This window comes from Thalassotalea sp. Y01 (assembly GCF_012932945.1).
Lineage (GTDB): Bacteria > Pseudomonadota > Gammaproteobacteria > Enterobacterales > Alteromonadaceae > Thalassotalea_A.
Window position 1 is genome coordinate 22287 of sequence record NZ_JABBXG010000011.1, and the last position, 19025, is coordinate 41311.

At 42.7% G+C, this 19025-nt stretch carries 18 protein-coding genes; 12 read left to right on the plus strand and 6 right to left on the minus strand.

All coding sequences use genetic code 11. The features are described 5' to 3' along the window. Positions 1–58 precede the first annotated feature (58 nt). From HII16_RS14435 to purF, 7 genes are all read left to right on the plus strand, one after another. On the plus strand, positions 59–2095 hold the full coding sequence (locus tag HII16_RS14435; protein WP_169131187.1) for a FimV/HubP family polar landmark protein: 2037 nt from the start codon (positions 59–61) through the stop codon (positions 2093–2095). Between the two features lie 248 nt (positions 2096–2343). Beyond that, a complete protein-coding gene (gene truA, locus HII16_RS14440) occupies positions 2344–3129 on the plus strand; it encodes a tRNA pseudouridine(38-40) synthase TruA (RefSeq protein WP_169131189.1) in 786 nt (261 codons plus the stop codon). Between the two features lie 243 nt (positions 3130–3372). Then, a complete protein-coding gene (gene accD / locus HII16_RS14445) occupies positions 3373–4236 on the plus strand; it encodes an acetyl-CoA carboxylase, carboxyltransferase subunit beta (protein ID WP_169131191.1) in 864 nt (287 codons plus the stop codon). Between the two features lie 10 nt (positions 4237–4246). After that, complete coding sequence (gene folC, locus HII16_RS14450) at positions 4247–5521, plus strand: bifunctional tetrahydrofolate synthase/dihydrofolate synthase (protein WP_169131193.1); 1275 nt, start codon at positions 4247–4249, stop codon at positions 5519–5521. Between the two features lie 8 nt (positions 5522–5529). Beyond that, positions 5530–6201, plus strand: coding sequence for an SPOR domain-containing protein (locus HII16_RS14455; protein ID WP_169131195.1), 672 nt, complete (start codon positions 5530–5532; stop codon positions 6199–6201). Between the two features lie 112 nt (positions 6202–6313). Continuing rightward, positions 6314–6796 (plus strand): CvpA family protein, encoded by a 483-nt coding sequence (locus HII16_RS14460; protein WP_135439578.1) that lies wholly within the window; start codon positions 6314–6316, stop codon positions 6794–6796. 27 nt (positions 6797–6823) lie between these two features. After that, positions 6824–8341: an amidophosphoribosyltransferase gene (gene purF, locus HII16_RS14465; protein ID WP_169131197.1), complete on the plus strand. Its 1518-nt coding sequence runs from the start codon at positions 6824–6826 to the stop codon at positions 8339–8341. Between the two features lie 84 nt (positions 8342–8425). Here the strand turns inward: purF and HII16_RS14470 are convergent, their stop codons facing one another. Genes HII16_RS14470 through pspF form a run of 6 tightly spaced genes read right to left on the minus strand, consistent with a single transcriptional unit; the run spans position 8426 to position 14863 of the window. Continuing rightward, entirely contained in the window at positions 8426–9208 is a 783-nt protein-coding gene (locus HII16_RS14470; protein ID WP_169131199.1) for an ATP-binding cassette domain-containing protein, read from the minus strand. Then, complete coding sequence (locus tag HII16_RS14475) at positions 9208–10197, minus strand: oligopeptide/dipeptide ABC transporter ATP-binding protein (RefSeq protein WP_169131201.1); 990 nt, start codon at positions 10195–10197, stop codon at positions 9208–9210. The genes HII16_RS14470 and HII16_RS14475 overlap by 1 nt, the downstream gene beginning before the upstream one ends. Continuing rightward, complete coding sequence (locus HII16_RS14480) at positions 10197–11090, minus strand: ABC transporter permease subunit (protein ID WP_169131203.1); 894 nt, start codon at positions 11088–11090, stop codon at positions 10197–10199. Before HII16_RS14480 ends, HII16_RS14475 begins: the two co-directional genes overlap by 1 nt. Then, positions 11080–12108, minus strand: a complete 1029-nt coding sequence (locus HII16_RS14485) for an ABC transporter permease subunit (protein ID WP_169131205.1) — start codon at positions 12106–12108, stop codon at positions 11080–11082. Before HII16_RS14485 ends, HII16_RS14480 begins: the two co-directional genes overlap by 11 nt. 2 nt (positions 12109–12110) lie before the next feature. Further along, a complete protein-coding gene (locus HII16_RS14490) occupies positions 12111–13769 on the minus strand; it encodes an ABC transporter substrate-binding protein (RefSeq protein ID WP_169131207.1) in 1659 nt (552 codons plus the stop codon). Continuing rightward, positions 13769–14863, minus strand: a complete 1095-nt coding sequence (gene pspF / locus HII16_RS14495) for a phage shock protein operon transcriptional activator (RefSeq protein WP_169131209.1) — start codon at positions 14861–14863, stop codon at positions 13769–13771. Before pspF ends, HII16_RS14490 begins: the two co-directional genes overlap by 1 nt. A 203-nt stretch (positions 14864–15066) precedes the next feature. Here pspF and pspA point away from each other — a divergent pair, with 203 nt between their 5' ends. The 5 genes from pspA (at position 15067) to HII16_RS14520 (ending at position 19003) form a co-directional block, all read left to right on the plus strand. Beyond that, positions 15067–15762, plus strand: coding sequence for a phage shock protein PspA (gene pspA, locus HII16_RS14500; protein ID WP_169131211.1), 696 nt, complete (start codon positions 15067–15069; stop codon positions 15760–15762). Positions 15763–15795: 33 nt separating this feature from the next. Next, positions 15796–16020, plus strand: coding sequence for an envelope stress response membrane protein PspB (gene pspB, locus HII16_RS14505; RefSeq protein WP_135439587.1), 225 nt, complete (start codon positions 15796–15798; stop codon positions 16018–16020). Then, positions 16017–16448, plus strand: coding sequence for an envelope stress response membrane protein PspC (gene pspC / locus HII16_RS14510; protein ID WP_135439588.1), 432 nt, complete (start codon positions 16017–16019; stop codon positions 16446–16448). Before pspB ends, pspC begins: the two co-directional genes overlap by 4 nt. Before the next feature lie 87 nt (positions 16449–16535). Continuing rightward, positions 16536–17978 (plus strand): YcjX family protein, encoded by a 1443-nt coding sequence (locus HII16_RS14515; protein ID WP_169131213.1) that lies wholly within the window; start codon positions 16536–16538, stop codon positions 17976–17978. Then, positions 17975–19003, plus strand: coding sequence for a TIGR01620 family protein (locus tag HII16_RS14520; RefSeq protein WP_169131215.1), 1029 nt, complete (start codon positions 17975–17977; stop codon positions 19001–19003). Before HII16_RS14515 ends, HII16_RS14520 begins: the two co-directional genes overlap by 4 nt. Positions 19004–19025 lie beyond the last annotated feature (22 nt).

Consider the following 19025-nt stretch of genomic DNA (forward strand, 5'->3'; position numbering starts at 1 on the left):
CTTTTTCTATTGACAGACAAACAATAAAGACACTGCCGAATAAGGAAGGATCTCATTCATGGTGGCCAATAATAAGAAGTCAGGTCGCATTCGTTTTTGCACTATACCTGCTGCGCTAGCTATTATGTTTGCCAATACTGTATTGGCTAATGACACCTCAGTTGAAACTACTGCTCTTGCTAATGACAAGGGCCAAGTCGTGTCCAATGAACAGGACTTAGTTGCTGATAAAAAACCCGTATACGGGCCAATTTTAAAAACTGATACGCTATGGAAAATAGCCGTTGAACACCGACCTGACACCTCAGTTTCAAACTATCAGGTGATGATGGCGTTGTTTAAAAACAACCCGAACGCATTTTTACGTGATGACATCAATACGATGGTAGCGGGTCAGTTTTTACGAATCCCGACATTAGAAGAGATTCGTGAGGTGCCACCATACCCATACGATGACATCGCCAAACAAAAACGCTCACAACAAGCCGCGCCAAGCGATGCTAGTCTTGTTGACAATGCGACCAGCGCAGTTAATGATGTCGAACTTGCTGAAAATGCCGCCAAAGGTGTAAGCGGTGATGTAGATCTTAGAGATGAGATCGTGGCAATTGAAGACGCCGTAGTGAGCGAAAATGTAAGCGCTACCGAAGCATTGAACAACGATGTGCAGGCGCCATCAGAATCAACCGCGGTTGCTGTTGCTGAACAACAAAGCGCTGAATCAAGTGAAGCTGAAATTACCATTACACAGCCATTAACAACAACGCAAGAAAGTGAACAACAGTTTGCGGCTAATGACGAGCAACAAGGTGAAGAAAGCGCCGAAATTAATGAAAGCTTAAGCGCCGTTGATGATCGAATTTCTTCGTTGCAGTATGAAATAGCACAAACTGTCGAAAAAAATGAACGCATTGAACGCCAGTTAGAGCAACAACAGCAAATTATTGAACAAACCCAACAACGTAATAAAGCGCTATTAGCGGAGCAGAAAAAGCTTGCTGCTGAACAACAAGGTTTCTTTTCTAACCCTATTGTTATTTGGACCAGTAACCTAATATTGGCCACGTTAGTGGTTATTTTGTTTGTACTAGTCTCGCGTCGTAAAAAGCTAGAAAATGAAAAGCAAAGTGTTAAACCACTTAGTAAATCATCTAGCGTACCAAATATCAGCAAACCAGTAGCCAAACCAGCGCCTAAAAAATCAGTTGCGCAACCAAAAGAAGTGTCTGAACCGGTAGCAAAAGTACCTGTCAAAGGTATTGCCGACAGCGTCAAACTATCTGTTGTTGAAGATGTTGCTGACAATTCGGTAGAAGCAAATACTGAAAACAGCAATGTCGCTAATGCCTTTTCCAATATGGACTTTAGCAAAAACAGCGATCAAGGTAAGCCTATTTTAAGCGATCAAGAATTGCTTAAGTCTTTAGTACCTAACTCGACCAAAGAAACGGTTAAAGAAGAGCCTAAACTGGAAATATCTGCGAGCGAAGATGATTTAGATATTGAGCAAATTATCGATGACATGCTTGATGAAGAGTCAAAGCCAGCTAAGTTACGTTCGGCACGAGAACCACTTAATCAATTACAAACGCCTGAATCAAAAGCCTCTGCAGAAGCGACGGTAAAAGAAATCAATGATTACGATGACGTAGAGTTTGATAAATTATTGGAAGAGATATCCGCTGAGACGGTAGAAGCACCAAGTGCTGGTAATGTTACCCAACTTCGTCGCGTGGTCGACAAAGAGCCGGTAACTGCCAAGGTCGAAAAACCTGAACCGGTGGAAAAACGCGACTTTGTGCCAGTAGAACAACTAATTCAAGAATCGGAAGCTGCTGAAGAGCTTGATGAAGCTGTGCTAGCCAATCATAAAATTGATGTTGGCCTAGATGAGTTCCAAGAATTCACCAGCAATGTTAATAAAGTCAATGTTGATGATGATCGCCATGGCGTTAATGCCAAGCTCGATCTTGCTCAGGTATACATTGAAATTGGTGATTTAGACAATGCTGCAGTCATCCTTAAAAGTGTGATGAAGCTTGGCAATTCCGCGCAACAACAACAAGCTCAGCAGTTATTGTATTCAATGAAATAGTCTGCTTGGTTATGTTGATTAAATGCCGACAATCGTCGGCATTTTTGTTTTCTGGCCGATTGAAATCGAGTTTATAAGGCAAGCCATACACTTGAAAAAATGATAAATCAGCCTGTTTTGTGGCGACGATATCTGGTCCATTAACGCTCTTAGAACGCACACTTGCTATAATTGTTGAATCAATTGCTACGTGGTATTTATTGCCGTTACTTGCTATAGTACGCGCGATTTTTTTAAGAGGTATTTGTATGCGTTTCGCACTTGGTATTGAATACGACGGCAGTAATTATTGTGGTTGGCAAAGACAGAATCACGTCAATAGTGTTCAACAAGAGCTTGAAAAAGCTTTATCAAAGGTTGTTAATCAACCGACCGAAGTCATATGTGCAGGCCGTACCGATACCGGTGTCCATGGTACAGGGCAGGTCATCCATTTTGAATCACCAGTCGACCGTCAAGAGCGTGCATGGACTTTAGGGGTCAATACCAACTTACCTAAAGACATCGTGGTTAAGTGGGGCAAACGCGTCGATGACGACTTTCACGCGCGCTTTAGTGCGACCGCGAGACAATATAAGTACATTATCTACAATAGCCCGTGTCGTCCTGCCATTTTCCACAAAGGTTTGAGCTTTTGTTATTACCCGCTCGATGAAAAGTTAATGCATCAAGCAGCACAGCAATTGGTTGGTACCCACGACTTTACCTCTTATCGCACCGTTCATTGCCAAGCAAACTCACCTTTGCGTACCGTATTGCACTGTAATGTCAGTCGAGTGGGTTCCTATGTCATCGTTGACATAAAGGCCAATGCGTTCTTACATCATATGGTGAGAAACATTGTTGGCAGCTTAATGCGAGTCGGGCGAAGAGTCGAGTCTATCGAATGGATCGCAGAAGTACTTGCACAACGGAATCGCTGTATGGCCGGTATTACTGCCCCTTCCGGCGGATTGTATTTTGTCGACGTTGATTATCCAGAGCATTTTAATATTCCAAAACCAGAGCCAGGACCGCTGTTTTTATCTGTTTAGGTCGAATATTAATCTGGTAAAAATTGGTTAAAATGCGTACATTTGAATTAAACTTCGAGAAAACAGACCAGTTTTTGCTGTAAATCGGCTAGTGATTTGTGGTTAAATTGGCGCTAATTTTTACAATTGTGGCATTGTTGTTTTACAATAGCGGCAATAGGTTACCAAATAGACAAAAATTGATGGCTTGCATTTTAGTTTTAGCGGTCAATTGAATTACCAATAACTAGGTATAGCGAAATTATGAGTTGGATTGAAAAAATTCTACCAAAACCGAAACAATCATCGTCAGCCAAACGCAATATTCCAGAAGGTGTTTGGACGAAATGTACTTCATGTGGCGCAGTTTTATATAAAGCTGAGCTAGAAAGAGTATTAGGCGTTTGTCCTAAATGTGATCATCACATGCGTGTGTCAGCACGAAAGCGTCTTGACTCTTTCCTTGATCACGGTGAAAAAGTTGAGCTTGGTGCTGAGTTTGAACCTCAGGACAAATTGAAGTTTAAAGATTCAAAACGCTACAAAGATCGTATCGCTGCTGCTCAAAAAGCGACAGGCGAAAAAGACGCGCTAGTAGCAATGCGCGGTGAACTAGCAGGTATGCCTGTTGTTGCCGTCGCCTTTGAATTCTCATTCTTAGGTGGTTCAATGGCATCTGTTGTTGGTGCGCGTTTTGTAAAAGCCGCTGAAGAGTGTCTTAAGCATGACCTACCATTGATTTGTTTTTCCGCCAGTGGTGGTGCTCGTATGCAAGAAGCCTTGATGTCATTGATGCAAATGGCGAAAACAAGTGCAGCCCTTGCTAAAATGAGTGAAAAAGGCTTACCGTTTATTTCAGTATTAACCGATCCTACCATGGGTGGTGTATCCGCCAGTTTAGCCATGCTAGGTGATATCAATGTCGGTGAACCGAAAGCATTGATTGGTTTTGCTGGTCCTCGCGTTATTGAGCAAACCGTGCGTGAGAAGCTTCCTGAAGGTTTCCAACGTTCAGAGTTTTTGCTTGATCACGGTGCTATCGATATGATTGTCGATCGTCGTCAAATGCGTTCAACGTTGGCACGTCAAATAGCCAAGTTTATGGGACACCCGGAACCAAGCATTTAAGACACCGGTTATGAATAAAAAAACTAGTCATTCATCCTTGGCCAACCTGGGTGAATGGCTTTTTTATTTGGAGTCTATCCATGCCACAGAAATTGATATGGGGCTGGAGAGAATTTCCAAGGTGGCCAAGCGTCTCAATATAGACCTATCTTCTTCAACCGTCATTACCGTTTCGGGCACCAATGGCAAAGGCACCACCTGCGCCTTTCTTGAGCATGCCTTGCTCGATATGGGACATAGTGTTGCGGTATACAGTTCGCCGCATATTCAGCGTTTTAACGAACGATTACGACTAAATAAAAAATTAGTTGCCGATCAGCCGTTGATAAAAGCGTTTGCGGCAATAGAACAAGCACGCGCTGAAGTATCATTGACCTACTATGAGTTCACCACGTTGGCGGCATTAATCATATGTCAGCAAACAACGCCAGAGTATGTATTACTCGAGGTCGGCTTAGGTGGTCGTTTAGATGCCACCAATATCATCGATTGTGATATTGCCGTAATCACCAGTATTGATCTTGATCACCAAGCCTTTCTTGGCGATACCCGTGATGCCATAGGCTATGAAAAAGCCGGAATCGCCCGCGCCAATAAACCGTTAGTTATTGGTGATTTGCAGGTCCCAGCTAGCGTTATCGAACACGCTAATCGCATTAATGCCAATTGCTTTATTCGTCAGCAGCACTTCTCTGTTGATGGTGAGCAGTTGCTGCAGGCGTGGCAATGGCGAGATCAGCAATGTCGGTTGAACGAACTGCAACCAGCAAAAATTCCTCGTGATAATGTCGCCACCGCATTGCAAGTATTGCGTTTGCTTGGTTTGCCATTAGACGCGACTATGGTCAATCAATGGATCAATGATTGTCAGCTCGAAGGCCGCTTGCAAACATTAAAGCAATCGCCGCATGTGCTTATTGATGTTGCCCACAACCCACATGCAGCAAGATATTTAAGTCGATATGTTAAAGCCAATAAGAAAGGCCGAGTGTTAGCGGTTACGGCGATGCTGAAGGACAAAGATATCACCTCAACCTTGCAGGAACTGTTCTCTGTTGTCGATCACTGGTATGTTGCGCCGTTGCATTTACCTAGAGGTGCAGATGGCCAAATGTTGTCTGATGTTTTAACGAATGGCAATCAAGCTGTGAATAGTTTTGACAATGTCACAGATGCCTTTAGAATAGCCTTAGGACACGCAAATAATAATGATATGGTTTTGGTGTTTGGATCATTTTTTACACTCACCGAAATCAATAAAAACCTGCCTGAATTAGGCCTATAGGAGTCGTCTTGTCAACGCCTTTACAAAATCGATTAGTCGGCACCGTAATTGTTGCCGCTGCAGCAGTGATTTTTCTCCCTAGCTTTTTTGACGGCGAAAAGAAAGCGTATCAAGCCCAGTTTGAACAAATCTCGCAACATCAAGAACCGGTTAAACCTATCGCTATCAAAGACTTTGATCAGCAATCTTTTGATCAGTTAGAGCAGCCCCCTGAGCCGGTTGATGAACAGGCGGTTGATGCGCAGCTAGCACTGGCGAACCAAACAACCAATAGCGGTAATAGTCAAACCGAGCCTAGCCCGCCAGACGAGCAAGCAACGCCGGCTAAACCTGTGATTAAACAGAAAAATATAGATAACGCCGATAACGTGGTGCAAGCAACGCCTGCCAAACCAGCTGTGTTGACGGTCACCAAGCCCGAGGTGAAAAAATCTCAGGGCTTTGTTATTCAATTAGGCAGTTTTGCTCATAAGAAAAATGTTGAGCAATTATTGAAAAAATTGAAGAGCTCGGGCTATACGGTATTTACCAAACCAATAAAAACCAAGGCCGGCGATCTGACCAAAGTATTTATCGGGCCAGAAATCAATAAAGCGTCACTTGAAGCGAAAATTCCCAAATTAGAAAAACTTACCGGCGTAAGAGGGAAGATAGCCAAGTTTGAACCGATAGATAGCTAAGTCGGCAGGTGTATTTAGCAATTGCTGCGTCGTAATATAAAAACAATAAATCAGTAGTAACAAGGGTGTCGATTCTGTTAGAATGCGCGCCATAAAATAGGGAAGGCTAATAATGATTTGGATTGACTACGCCATTTTAGCGATAATAGGCATCTCAACCTTAATCAGTTTAATTCGAGGTTTCGTTAAAGAAGCCGTTTCTCTTGTTATCTGGGTTTGTGCCTTCTTTGTAGCAAGTTCTTTTTACCAAGACTTGGCTGCATATTTAACCAATATTGGCGACCCTATGCTGCGAAATGCAGCGGCGATTGCCATATTATTTGTAGTAACTTTGATATTAGGGGCTCTGGTTAATTATTTAATCGGGCAACTGGTAACGAAAACTGGGCTGTCAGGAACCGATCGAGTACTGGGTTTAGCTTTTGGGGCATTACGTGGTGTACTGGTTGTTAGTGCATTACTGTTCTTCATGGATGCATTTACCCCAGCGCCAAGTGCAACGTGGTGGCAACAGGCAGTTTTAATTCCGGAGTTCAGAATAGTAATTGAGTGGTTCTTTGATTACATCAAAGCATCATCAAGCTTTCTAACCTAACCGGGCATTCTTGCGGAGAGAAGATTCATGTGTGGTATTGTTGGCATAGTAGGTACTTCACCGGTAAGCCAAGCTTTATATGATGGTTTAACAGTTATTCAGCATCGTGGCCAAGACGCCGCAGGTATTGTTACCATAAGCGATAACAAATTTCGCTTAAGAAAAGCTAATGGCTTGGTAAAGGATGTATTCCATACCCGCCATATGCTTAGGTTGCAAGGCAACATAGGTATTGGCCACGTTCGTTACCCTACGGCCGGTACGTCTAGCTCGTCAGAAGCTCAACCATTTTTCTCAAACTCACCGTTTGGTATATCTCTTGCCCATAATGGCAACTTGACCAATGCCGATGAATTATCACAATGGTTGTTCAGCAATGCTCGTCGTCACGTAAATACGACGTCGGATTCAGAGTTGTTGCTTAACGTGCTTGCGCATGAATTAAACAAGAGTGACAACTTACAACTTACCCCAGAAGATATTTTTGCTGCGGTTGCTAATATGCATAAAGTTGTACGCGGTGCATACGCCAGTGTCGCTTTGATAGTTGGCCATGGCATGGTTGCATTTCGTGACCCTAACGGCATTCGTCCTTTGGTATTTGGTAAGCGTGAAACCGTCAAAGGTACTGAGTACATGGTGGCATCAGAATCAGTAGCATTAGATGCATGTGATTTTGATTTTATCCGCGATGTTGCCCCAGGTGAAGCAATCTACATCACCGAAGACGGTCAATTACACTCATTTCAGTGTGCGGATAACCCAAGTTACAACCCATGTATTTTTGAATTTGTATATTTTGCCCGTCCAGACTCTACCATCGATAAAATGTCGGTATACGGCAGTCGCGTTGAAATGGGGGTCGCTTTAGGCAAAAAACTTGCTCGTGAATGGGAAGACGTTGAAATTGATGTCGTCATTCCTATTCCTGAAACATCATGTGATATTGCCTTGCAAATCGCTCACGAATTGGATTTACCATATCGTCAAGGTTTCGTTAAAAACCGTTATGTAGGCCGTACCTTTATCATGCCGGGTCAAGCAGAACGTAAAAAGTCAGTGCGTCGCAAGTTGAATGCGATTCATCGGGAATTTAAAGGTAAGAATGTTTTACTGGTTGATGATTCAATCGTGCGTGGTACGACATCAGGTCAGATCATTGAGATGGCTCGTCAAGCGGGCGCAAAGAAAGTCTATTTCGCTTCCGCAGCACCAGAAGTTCGTTTCCCGAACGTTTATGGTATTGACATGCCAAGTGCCACCGAGCTTATCGCTCACGGTCGCGAGTTAGAAGATATTTGTGAATTAATTGGTGCAGATAAACTTATTTATCAAGACCTGCCTGATTTGATCAGTTCTGTTGGCAAAGCAAACCCAGATATCAAAACATTCGATACGTCTGTGTTTGACGGTCAATACATTACCAATGACATCGACAACGATTACTTGGTGCAATTGGATGCTTTACGCAATAACGAAAGTAAAGAGCAATCCGATAAAGAAGCTGATTCAATTCTAGATCTTCATAACGAAGGCGCAGAGTAACGCATATCTGCAACAAACATTTAAACAAAACGCCAGGCTTAGCCTGGCGTTTTTATTTGTGCTTAAAGCGTTCTATATGCGATTTCAAGCCATTATTTTGCTTTTACGTTGTGACAGCATCAGATTGCGAGTAAAGATGTCCTTGGGGTTTTCAAGCACGTCGCTGGTATTACCATACTCAACCACACGTCCTTCTCTAAGTACCATTAACTTATCACTAAAGTGTTGAATCACATCTATATCATGCGACACTAAAATATACGCTAGCCCCATGGTTTGTTGTAATTCCAATAACAAATTGATCAATTGAGCTCGTAACGATAAATCTAACGCTGCCAAAGCTTCGTCTAATATCACCAATTGCGGTTGCAATATAATGGCTCTGGCCAATGAAATACGTTGTTTTTGACCACCAGAAAACATGTGCGGGTAAAAGTGCATATGATCCGCAAGCAAACCCACTTTATGTAACGTTGCACGAATCATCTCGATTCGTTGCTCTTCGTCCAATTGGGTGTTCAATTTCAATGGCTCTTCTAATTGCTGGCGTATCGTCAAACTTGGGTTTAACGTACTACCGGCATTTTGAAAAATCATTCTTACGTGTTGGCAACGTTGTTTAAAGTTACCGGCTTGCAGTTGTTGGCCATTAAGACAAATGCTACCGGTGCTTGGTCGCGCAGCACCAACCAGTAATTTCGCCAGTGTCGACTTGCCTGAGCCGATTTCGCCAACAACCGCCAGCGTTTCTTGTGCTTCCAATTTAAACGACAATGGTTCAAGTACGGTTTTCTTTTCGGTTCGAAACCAACCTTTCTTAACCTTGTATTTTTTACTGAGATCTTTGACTTCAATCAGGCTGGTCATTACTTATTTCCTCGATGGGGAAAATGACAACTGACTTGATGGCCTTGATAGGATTCCAGTGTCGGCGCTTTTACACACGTCTTTTGCGCATTAGGGCATCTTGGACCGAGTCGACAGCCTGTCGGTAAATGACTCAAACTGGGAATACTCCCTGGCAGAGTTTCTAATAGTTGTTTTTTTTCAAAGTGTTTGCGCGCGGTTGGTGTGCTCGCCACCAATGCTCGAGTGTAGGGATGAAACGGGCTTTTCAATATTTGCGTTGTTGTACCGGCTTCTACAAACTGTCCGGAGTACATTACCGTTAAATATTTGGTCCAATAACTTATCTTTTCTAATTCGTGACTGATCAGCAGTACTGACATGTTTTTCAGCTGATTTAGACTCGCCAACAAGCGGAATATTTGATTTTGATTAACCGCTTCCATTGACGCGGTAGGCTCATCAGCGATCAACAGTTTGGGTTTTTTCGCCAGTGCTATGGCAATCATAACCCGTTGACACAAGGCGTTATTGAGTTGATGCGGATAACTTTTCGCACAGTTTTGATGATTCTTGATACCGACTTTGTGTAATAGTCTGGCTATTTCTTCTTTACGTTGTGCTGCACGTTGCCAAAAAAAACCACTGAACTGGCTGTTATCAAGTGCTTCTTCAATTTCTTCGGCAATCGTATTGGTTGGATCGAGACAGCTGATTGGCTCTTGAAAAATCATTGCCACATCGCGATTGATGATCTGCTGTCTTTCCTCGATAGGCAGGCGCAATATATCAATGCCTTGCCAATGGAAACGATCTGCGCTGACATGCCATTTATCATCGAGAACACCAATGATAGCTTGCGCTAAAATTGACTTTCCTGAGCCTGATTCACCGACCAGACCGCGAAAGTCGCCATCTTTTAACACCAAAGATACTCGGTCAACCGCGACAATGTTTTCATTGTGGCCGGTTAATTCGATGCTCAGGTTTTTTATATCCAGTAAATTCATTAGCTTTCTTTTTGTATTTTTAATGAATGACGCAAACCTTCACCAACCAAGTTGGTGGCCATCACCGTTATTAATATCGCTAAACCCGGCAAGTAGGTAGTCCAAGGTGCAATGTAAAACAGATCCAAAGAGTTCGCTAACATAGAGCCCCATTCAGGCATCGGAATAGGCGCGCCTAAACCAAGAAAACCTAATGCGGCAATCTCTAGAATGGCAGCGGACTGAGCCAAGGTAGCCTGAATGATAATTTTATCGATGATATTTGGGTATATAGAGGTGATCAAAACGCGTATTTCACTGGCACCATCAAGGATAGGGATCATGACGTAATCTTTGGTTTGCTCTTCTTTAATGGCATTGCGCGTTACATGCACAAACTGTGGTATCGACACTAATGCGATTGCCCATAATACGTTTTCTAGGCCAGGACCTAAGATGGCGACAATGATGATGGCCAATAGTAACGATGGTATCGATAAAATAACATCGAGAAAATGGGTGAGAAAACTCGATTTAACACCGCGCGTGATTGCCGAAAATGAGCCAATAATGACACCAACGCTCATCGCAAATAAGACCACCAAAAAGCTTAAGCCAAAGGTTAGAGACGCGCCATTAATCAATCTTGATAACATATCTCGACCGAGATCGTCGGTGCCGAGTAAATGGGCTAAATCGCCATTTTCGCTCCAAGCGGGCGGCAGTAACAGTTTATCTAGGTTATTTTCCAGCGCATCGTGCGGTGCAATAAAGTTGCCCACCAGCGCCAACGCCGCTAAAAAAGCATAAACACCGAAACCAATAATGGCCACAGGCGTGCTTTTAAACGTCAGCCAGAGTTGCTTTATTGGCGATGGAAACTCTTCTTCCAAATAAATGTGATTACGCGCCATGTTTTTTATACCGTTCCAGAGGGTTAATCGCTACGTACAAAAAGTCCGCTAAAATATTAATAAAGAAGGTAAATGTTGCCAAGGCAATCAAACCACCTTGGATCGCCGTATAATCCCGCGCTTCAATGCTTTCAATAAGCCAGCCGCCAGCACCTTGCCAAGCAAAGATAACTTCGGCAATCATCGCCAGGGTGACGATATTGGCAAACTGTAATCCGATTTGTCGGACAATACCAACCAATGCATTACGAATCCCATGACGATAGATAATCATCGCTTTCGACAAGCCTTTGGCTCGCGCTGCCTTAATATAATTTGAATCGAGCACTTCCAGCATCGAGGTTCGTGCTAAACGAATAAATATCGTCATCGGCGCGAGTGCGACAGTGATGGCTGGCAAAATAAGGTGCAATAGTGCGTCTTTCATTGCCGCAGCTTTATAGGGACTATCACTGAGCATGATATCGATAAGCTTTAAGCCGGTGACCATCTCGATATCAAACAGTAAATTCAGTTGCCCAGATGAAGGTAATAACGACAAGGTAATGGAAAAGATCATAATAAGGATCAATGCCAGCCAAAATACAGGAATCGAATAACCCAACATGGCAAACGCTAGAATAATTTTATCGACCGGCTTGTTATGAAATATCGCGGCGAGAAAACCTAAAGGCATGCCAATCAGTAGGGCGATAAACAAGGCCGCTAAACACAGTTCAATGGTAGCTGGTAAATGTATTAGCAGTTCATTGCTGATACTGGCAGAGCTGGCCATTGATACACCAAAGTTACCGGAAAAAATTTGCCCCATATAGGCAATATACTGCTGTAATATGTTGCCATCGGTATGATAAATCAGGCTCAACTCTTGCTCTCTGGCATCACTCATTACCGTTTCCCCTGACATGTTGACTAACACATCACCAGGGAATAGATAGTTAAGACTGAAACTGACGATAGACAACATCAGTAAGGTAAACAGCAATAGGTTAAGGCGGCGAAGGGTAAAGTTTAACATACTCAGTCCTGCGCCTTTTTATCGATGTTTTCAAAGCTGATACCACCTATTGGCATTAATATATCACCGTCGATATGAGCCAAACGCGCTTGCGAACGTTTTGCATGAGCGATAGGCAGCAATGGGATATCTTGCATCAGCATCCTTTGTGCTTTGGTGTACAATGCCTTACGTTTATTCAAATCGTTGGTTAGCAACGACTCTTTGAGTAGCTCATCAAATTGCGGGTTACACCAAAAAGCACGGTTGCTGCCGGTTTCAACCGCGGCACAGCTAAGCAATGGTGAAAAGAAGTTATCGGGATCTGGATGATCCGCTTGCCAACCGATTAATACCGATTGATGTTCACCTTTGTCGAGCTTTTTCAAAAACGTAGACCATTCAAAACTAATGATATTGACGTCGATACCGACTTGCGCCAAATCCGCTTGGATCAACTTCGCCATTTTCAATGCATCAGGATTATAAGCGCGTTGCACCGGCATGGCCCAAAGGTCGAGACTAAAGCCATCGCCCAGGCCCGCATCGGTTAATAATGATTTCGCCATGGAAACCGAATACTCGATCCCGGCGATATCGCCGTCATAGGCCCACGAGGCTTTTGGTAGCAGGGAGTCAGCGACATCAGCTTGCTCAAAGTAAACCGCATTAATAATTGCTCTTTTATTAATCGCATGAGCAACCGCTTGACGCACTAATGGGTTATCAAATGGTGGCTTTTGGGTATTAAAGGCCATAAACGCGACATTAAAAGAAGTGACTTGCTCTAACTCTAAATCCGCTCGAGAGCTAATTTCCTGTAACGCAATAGGGTAAGAAATAACGTCACACTCATGAGTCAGCAGTTTGGTAAGTCGGCCGGTATTTCTTGGTGTGATGTTAAACAGTAATTGCTCGATATTCACTTTTTGTCGCCAGTAGTCTTCGTGGCGCAAATAACGTATTAGAGAACCAATTTGATAGCTTTTGAATTTAAAAGGCCCGGTACCAATTGGCTGTGAATCAAGACGACTCAGAGGTAATTTATTGGCGATTAAGCTGTCAGCGTATTCTTTCGATAATATTACTGAGAACGGCGCTGCGATGTTGGCTAAAAATGAGCTTTGTGGGTAATTAAGATGAAAGCGAACCGTATAATCATTAATCTTTTCTATTTTATTAACCATTTTTGAAAAGTCGACGCTTTGAAAAAATGGAAACTGACCGTTTGCAGATTGATAAAAGGGGTTGTTTTTATCGAGAATGCGTTGATAACTAAATATCACATCATCCGCCGTTAAAGTGCGGGTCGGTGTAAAATAGTCGGTATTATGAAAAGCGACATCGGTACGCAAATAAAAGGTAATGAATTTACCGTCTTTCGTTACATGCCATGATTTGGCCAGTGCTGGCACCTTATCAAAATTCTCGGTATTAAAATCAAGTAAACGGTTGTATAACTGCTTTGATGTGGCGTCAATAGTTGTACCAGAGGTAACTAGCTGCGGGTTAAATGAGTCAGGCGATCCCTCGCTACAATAGATAACCCCTTCAGTTAGCACAGGGTCTTCCTCTATTTTACCACACGCAGATACGCTACAGATCAGCACAACACTGAACAGTACATAGAGCAACTGCCAAGCCACAGGCTCAGCGATGATGCGCTTAGGAGTATATTGCATTAACTCGCCTCGTTTGAATCAAGCAAATTATATTTTTTCAGGTAACCACGTAACTGATGATAGGTTAACTGCAGCGCATCTGCTGTTTTCTTCTGATTAAATTGACAGGAAGCAAGGGCATCTTTTAATAATTTAATCTCATAATCCTGTGACATATCTTTTAATGAAACAGGGTACTCCAATATTTCTTGCAGAGTTTCTTTAACATCTTCAACAGCGGCGTCACTGTTGGTTACCGTGTTATTACTGCTTGGGTTGGTGTTGTCATGTTGGCTTTGACGATCGGCGGTTTTAATTCGACGCTTTGGTCTAAATGGTGATTCAAAAGGATCGATAATCAATTCATTGACTGGTAAATGGGGGTTGTTATGGCGATAAACACTGCGCTCAACAACGTTTTTGAGTTCTCGAATATTACCTGGCCATTGGTATTCAAGCATATGATTTTTCACTTTTTCAGTGAAACCACTGAATAATTCAAATTCCAATTCTCGTGCCATGGTGATGGCAAAATGCTCAGCTAATAATAAAATATCTTCTTTACGTTCTCTAAGTGGTGGCAGGGTGATAACGTCAAATGCTAAGCGGTCGAGTAAATCTGCGCGAAATTCACCGCGCTCAGCCAATTCCGGTAAATCTTCATTGGTTGCCGCAATCAAACGAACATCGGACTTTACTGTGCGTGAACCACCAACCCGTTCAAACTCGCCATATTCAACAACACGCAATAACTTTTCTTGAATCAATCCTGAGGTATTCGCCAATTCATCGAGAAATAAGGTACCACCATTGGCTCGCTCAAAGCGACCTTCGTGACGCTTGCTGGCGCCGGTAAACGCGCCACCTTCGTGACCAAATAATTCACTTTCTAATAAGTTTTCATTAAGTGCCGCACAATTGAGTTTTACATAGCTTTGGTCCCAGCGCTGTGATAAATAGTGTAAACGCGCAGCGACTAACTCTTTACCCGTACCTCGTTCACCAATTAACAGCACAGGTTTAGACAAAGGTGCAACTTGTGAGATGTGTTCGAGCACCTCAAGAAAGCTATTTGATTGACCTATTAGGTTATCTTGTTGTTGAAATCGACTCATTTTTTAAGTTATTGGTTTATTTCACTAATAAATAGTGTATTTCATTACTCATGAACTGAGAAGTGTTTTTTGATAAATTAATAAAATGCATATAAAACAATGGTTTATTAATGTTTTGTAAAGTTGGCATTAATAGTGAATAGTATTTGGCATGTAAGTAGAATTAGTTTTAATAACGATAAGATTAACGTGAGGATGTAACCATGGGTATTTTTTCTAGATTTACAGATATTATCAACTCAAACATTAACAGCTTACTGGATAAAGCAGAAGACCCTGAAAAAATGGTTCGTCTGATCATCCAGGAGATGGAAGACACCCTTGTTGAAGTACGTTCTTCATCAGCTCGCAGCCTTGCTGATAAAAAAGAATTAACTCGCCAAGTGGCACGTATGCAAGCTGAAGCCGACAACTGGCAGCAAAAAGCCGAGCTAGCACTTAGCAAAGGTCGTGATGATTTAGCCCGTTCAGCACTTGTTGAAAAGAACAAATGCAGTGAAGCGGCAGAATCAATGCAACAAGAATTGTCTAGCTTTGATGACCATATTGCCAAACTTCAAGATGAGATTGTGCAATTGCAAGAAAAGCTTGCGGATGCGAAAGCGCGTCAAAAGGCCATCATTATGCGTGGTAAAACCGCTAGTTCTCGTTTGAAAGTAAAAAGCAAACTGGACAGTGGCAAAGTCGATGACGCATTATCTCGTTTCGATAGTTATGAGCGTAAGATTGATGATTTGGAAGCGCAAGTGGATTCATACGACTTAGGCAAAAAATCATTAGCGGATGAGATTGCTGATTTAGAAAGCGATGATAATATAGATCAGGAGCTTGAAGCATTAAAATCTAAAATGCAAAAGCCCAAAAAGACTGCTGCAAAAGCAACGACTAAAAAGAAATAATCTAAATTATCATAGGCCCTAAGGAGAGAAGTTATGGAAATTATTATGGCACCTATAATTGTGTTTTTAGTAATTGTTGCGCCAATTTGGTTGATTTTGCATTACCGTTCTAAGCGCCAAATCAGTCAAGGGCTAACGGAAGAAGAGTACCGTCAATTATCTGATTTATCAGAAACGGCAGATAAGATGGCTGAACGCATCAAAACTCTAGAAGCGATCCTTGATGCTGAAGCTCCGGATTGGAGAAACAGAGCATGAGCAAGACCAAAGGCGATTTATTTCGTGACCCACAAAAAGGCAAAATTGCCGGGGTTTGCGCCGGTATTGCTGAGTACTTTGGCTGGGAAGCCTGGTTAGTCCGAATCCTGGTAGTTTCCGGGGTATTGTTGGGAATGGGTTGGTTTGTACTATTGTATATAGCAGGCTGGTTTATTCTTGATAAAAAGCCTAACCGCTTTTCACCGAAAGAAGTTGCTAAAAATGTTCGTGAGAAACTGCACGAAGAAGAAATTTTTAGTGAACCGATCAAGGTAAAGTCAAAAATTTGGCAAGCGGGTGAGCCACCCAAACAAGCGGTTTATGATATTAACATTAAATTTAAAACCCTTGAGCAAGAATTGCGTGCTATGGAACGCTATGTGACCTCACCGGAATTTACGGTATCAAGAGAAATCAATAGACTATAGCGCCTGACAAGGCATGAAAAAAAGGCTGCTTTGCAGCCTTTTTTGTTTTACATTAGAAACTTAGCGGAGTTAACACAACCTGTTCTTATGGCTTTATTTAGTGGTAAAAGTGTCAAAAAACTAACTCGTAAGCTTGGTGACAGCGCCAACGAACTGTTTAATCGCAGTCTCGATAAGCATGTCTCATTAGCGGTCACTGGGTTATCGCAAAGCGGTAAAACAGCCTTTATAACCTCAGTTGTTAATCAATTGATTAATGAAGGTTCTGGCCAACCTCTCGCCTTTTTTGATGTTGTTCATCAAGGTCGTTTTATTGGTGCTAAACGCGTCAGACAAAAACACTTGCACATACCTCGATTTGATTACGAAGCGGCGATGGCCAATTTATCGAGCGAGGAGCCGATGTGGCCGGATGCGACGAGAAGCATCAGTGAATTGCGCTTAGCCATGCGTTACTACCCAAACGAAGGCATGCTCAAATATGCCACTGATATGGCCACGGTATATTTAGATATCACCGATTACCCTGGAGAATGGCTACTCGACTTACCTATGCTTGAACTGGATTTTCAGCAATGGTCGGAACAAATGAAAGAGCTGATATTCGCCGAGCCTCGTTATCAATTAAGCCAAGATTTTTTGCAAAAATTAGAGCAACTCGACCCATTTGCACCTGTCGATGAGAAAGTATTGGCGGCCTTATCTGCAGAATATACGCAGCTGTTACATAAATTTCGTTATCAATTGGGGATGTCGGTGATTCAACCTGGGCGTTTTATTTTACCCGGTGAACATGAAGGCGCCCCAATTTTACAATTTGTGCCGTTTGTACACTTTAAGCAGCTTGATATGGCTAAATATCGCAGTGCAGACCAAGATTCAATGATAGGCATGCTACGAGCTCGTTATCTTGAATACCGAGAGCGCATCGTACGCCGCTTTTATAAGAAACATTTCGCTCGATTTGATCGGCAAATTATTTTGATAGACACCCTTACACCACTGAACAATGGAAGTGAAGCCTTTAATGATTTGCAGCACGCCATTAGTTTAATTATGGAAAGCTTTAGCTACGGTCAATCAAGTCTCCTGTCGCGCTTGTTTTCGCCGAAAATAGATAAACTTATGTTTGCGGCAACCAAAGCCGATCACATTACGGCCGATCAACATAGTCGATTATTGTCCTTGCTTGAACAAGTCGTTCACAAAGCCAAGAAAACATTGAGTTTTGATGCCATTAAAATGAAATCATTGGCGATAGCCTCAGTGAAAACTACCGAGCAAGGCAAGAGTGAATATCAAGGCCAGCAATTGAGTGTCGTAAAAGGTAAGCGAGCAGATACTGGGCAGGTCATTACATTATACCCTGGTGCGGTTCCTACTAAGTTACCAGACGCCAACAACTGGCCCGACACAGGTTTTAATTTTATTGCGTTCAAGCCGATAACTGCGGCGGATGAGCATATCGCTTTACCGCATATTCGTCTTGATCAGGTATTGCAATTTTTATTGGGAGACAAATTAAAATGAGCCAAGATGACAAATATCAGCAGCATATTTTGTTTTCCGAACCAGAGATAAAACAAGCCAGTGACGATAGCGATTTACCGGAAAGTCAGTTGGTGTTACCTGAACAGGCGTGGCAGGCGGTTGAAGAAGATATCGTGCAAGTAAGTGAGCAACAGCAGCGCTCTAAACCAAATTGGTTATGGCGCACTGTCGGTGTGTTGTGTGTGACCATTATGGGCTATGAGCTGGTGGATTTTTTTGCCACAGGTTTTGTTGAGTCACCGATAATAACCAGTATTTATGCGGCGTTATTAGGGTGTATCGGCGTTGTCGCCGGCAAGTACGTGGTAAAAGAATTAACCGGGCTTCGTCAGTTTAATAAACAGCAACACCAATACCAACAAGCAGATGCATTGTTGCATGATGAAACTGTATTTGACGCTAAGTCGTTTTGTCAGAACTTAACAGACAACTTGCCATTGGATACGCACAATGACGGTCATCAGCAGTTTTTTGATACCTTAGATGACAGCCTGAGTGATAAAGAAGTACTAGAGCTGTACAGCAAACAAGTCTTGCATCAGGTCGATGATCAAGCCGTTAAGCAAATCGCTAAGTTCTCAAGTGAAGCGGTGTTGATGGTCGCATTAAGTCCGTTAGCCGTTATGGATATGTTGTTATTGCTGTGGCGTAATTTAAAAATGGTCGACAAAATCGCTGGATTATATGGCGTTAGACTTGGCTATTGGAGTCGTGTCCGCTTATTGCGTCAGGTCATAACCAATATGGCCTACGCTGGCGCGAGTGAAATAGTCGCCGATGTTGGCCTAGATATGCTCGGTGTTGATGCGCTTGGGCGTTTTTCAACGCGCGCTGCACAAGGACTCGGAGCGGGGATGCTAACCACGCGATTAGGCTTAAAGGCTTTGTACTTATGTCGTCCCATTCCTTTCGCAGAAACACAAAAAAGACCAGGTATAGCCATAGTTCGTGGCAAGGTCATTACTCAGGTTAAGAGTCTACTTTCTAACAAGTCCAAAGATTAACGCAAGCACAGCCTGTTGCTTG

Coding starts and splice junctions, on each gene's coding strand:
- HII16_RS14435 (WP_169131187.1), top strand. CDS start 59: ATGGTGGCCAATAATAAGAAGTCAGGTCGCATTCGTTTTTGCACTATA.
- truA (WP_169131189.1), top strand. CDS start 2,344: ATGCGTTTCGCACTTGGTATTGAATACGACGGCAGTAATTATTGTGGT.
- accD (WP_169131191.1), top strand. CDS start 3,373: ATGAGTTGGATTGAAAAAATTCTACCAAAACCGAAACAATCATCGTCA.
- folC (WP_169131193.1), top strand. CDS start 4,247: ATGAATAAAAAAACTAGTCATTCATCCTTGGCCAACCTGGGTGAATGG.
- HII16_RS14460 (WP_135439578.1), top strand. CDS start 6,314: ATGATTTGGATTGACTACGCCATTTTAGCGATAATAGGCATCTCAACC.
- purF (WP_169131197.1), top strand. CDS start 6,824: ATGTGTGGTATTGTTGGCATAGTAGGTACTTCACCGGTAAGCCAAGCT.
- HII16_RS14470 (WP_169131199.1), bottom strand. CDS start 9,208: ATGACCAGCCTGATTGAAGTCAAAGATCTCAGTAAAAAATACAAGGTT.
- HII16_RS14475 (WP_169131201.1), bottom strand. CDS start 10,197: ATGAATTTACTGGATATAAAAAACCTGAGCATCGAATTAACCGGCCAC.
- HII16_RS14480 (WP_169131203.1), bottom strand. CDS start 11,090: ATGGCGCGTAATCACATTTATTTGGAAGAAGAGTTTCCATCGCCAATA.
- HII16_RS14485 (WP_169131205.1), bottom strand. CDS start 12,108: ATGTTAAACTTTACCCTTCGCCGCCTTAACCTATTGCTGTTTACCTTA.
- HII16_RS14490 (WP_169131207.1), bottom strand. CDS start 13,769: ATGCAATATACTCCTAAGCGCATCATCGCTGAGCCTGTGGCTTGGCAG.
- pspF (WP_169131209.1), bottom strand. CDS start 14,863: ATGAGTCGATTTCAACAACAAGATAACCTAATAGGTCAATCAAATAGC.
- pspA (WP_169131211.1), top strand. CDS start 15,067: ATGGGTATTTTTTCTAGATTTACAGATATTATCAACTCAAACATTAAC.
- pspB (WP_135439587.1), top strand. CDS start 15,796: ATGGAAATTATTATGGCACCTATAATTGTGTTTTTAGTAATTGTTGCG.
- pspC (WP_135439588.1), top strand. CDS start 16,017: ATGAGCAAGACCAAAGGCGATTTATTTCGTGACCCACAAAAAGGCAAA.
- HII16_RS14515 (WP_169131213.1), top strand. CDS start 16,536: ATGGCTTTATTTAGTGGTAAAAGTGTCAAAAAACTAACTCGTAAGCTT.
- HII16_RS14520 (WP_169131215.1), top strand. CDS start 17,975: ATGAGCCAAGATGACAAATATCAGCAGCATATTTTGTTTTCCGAACCA.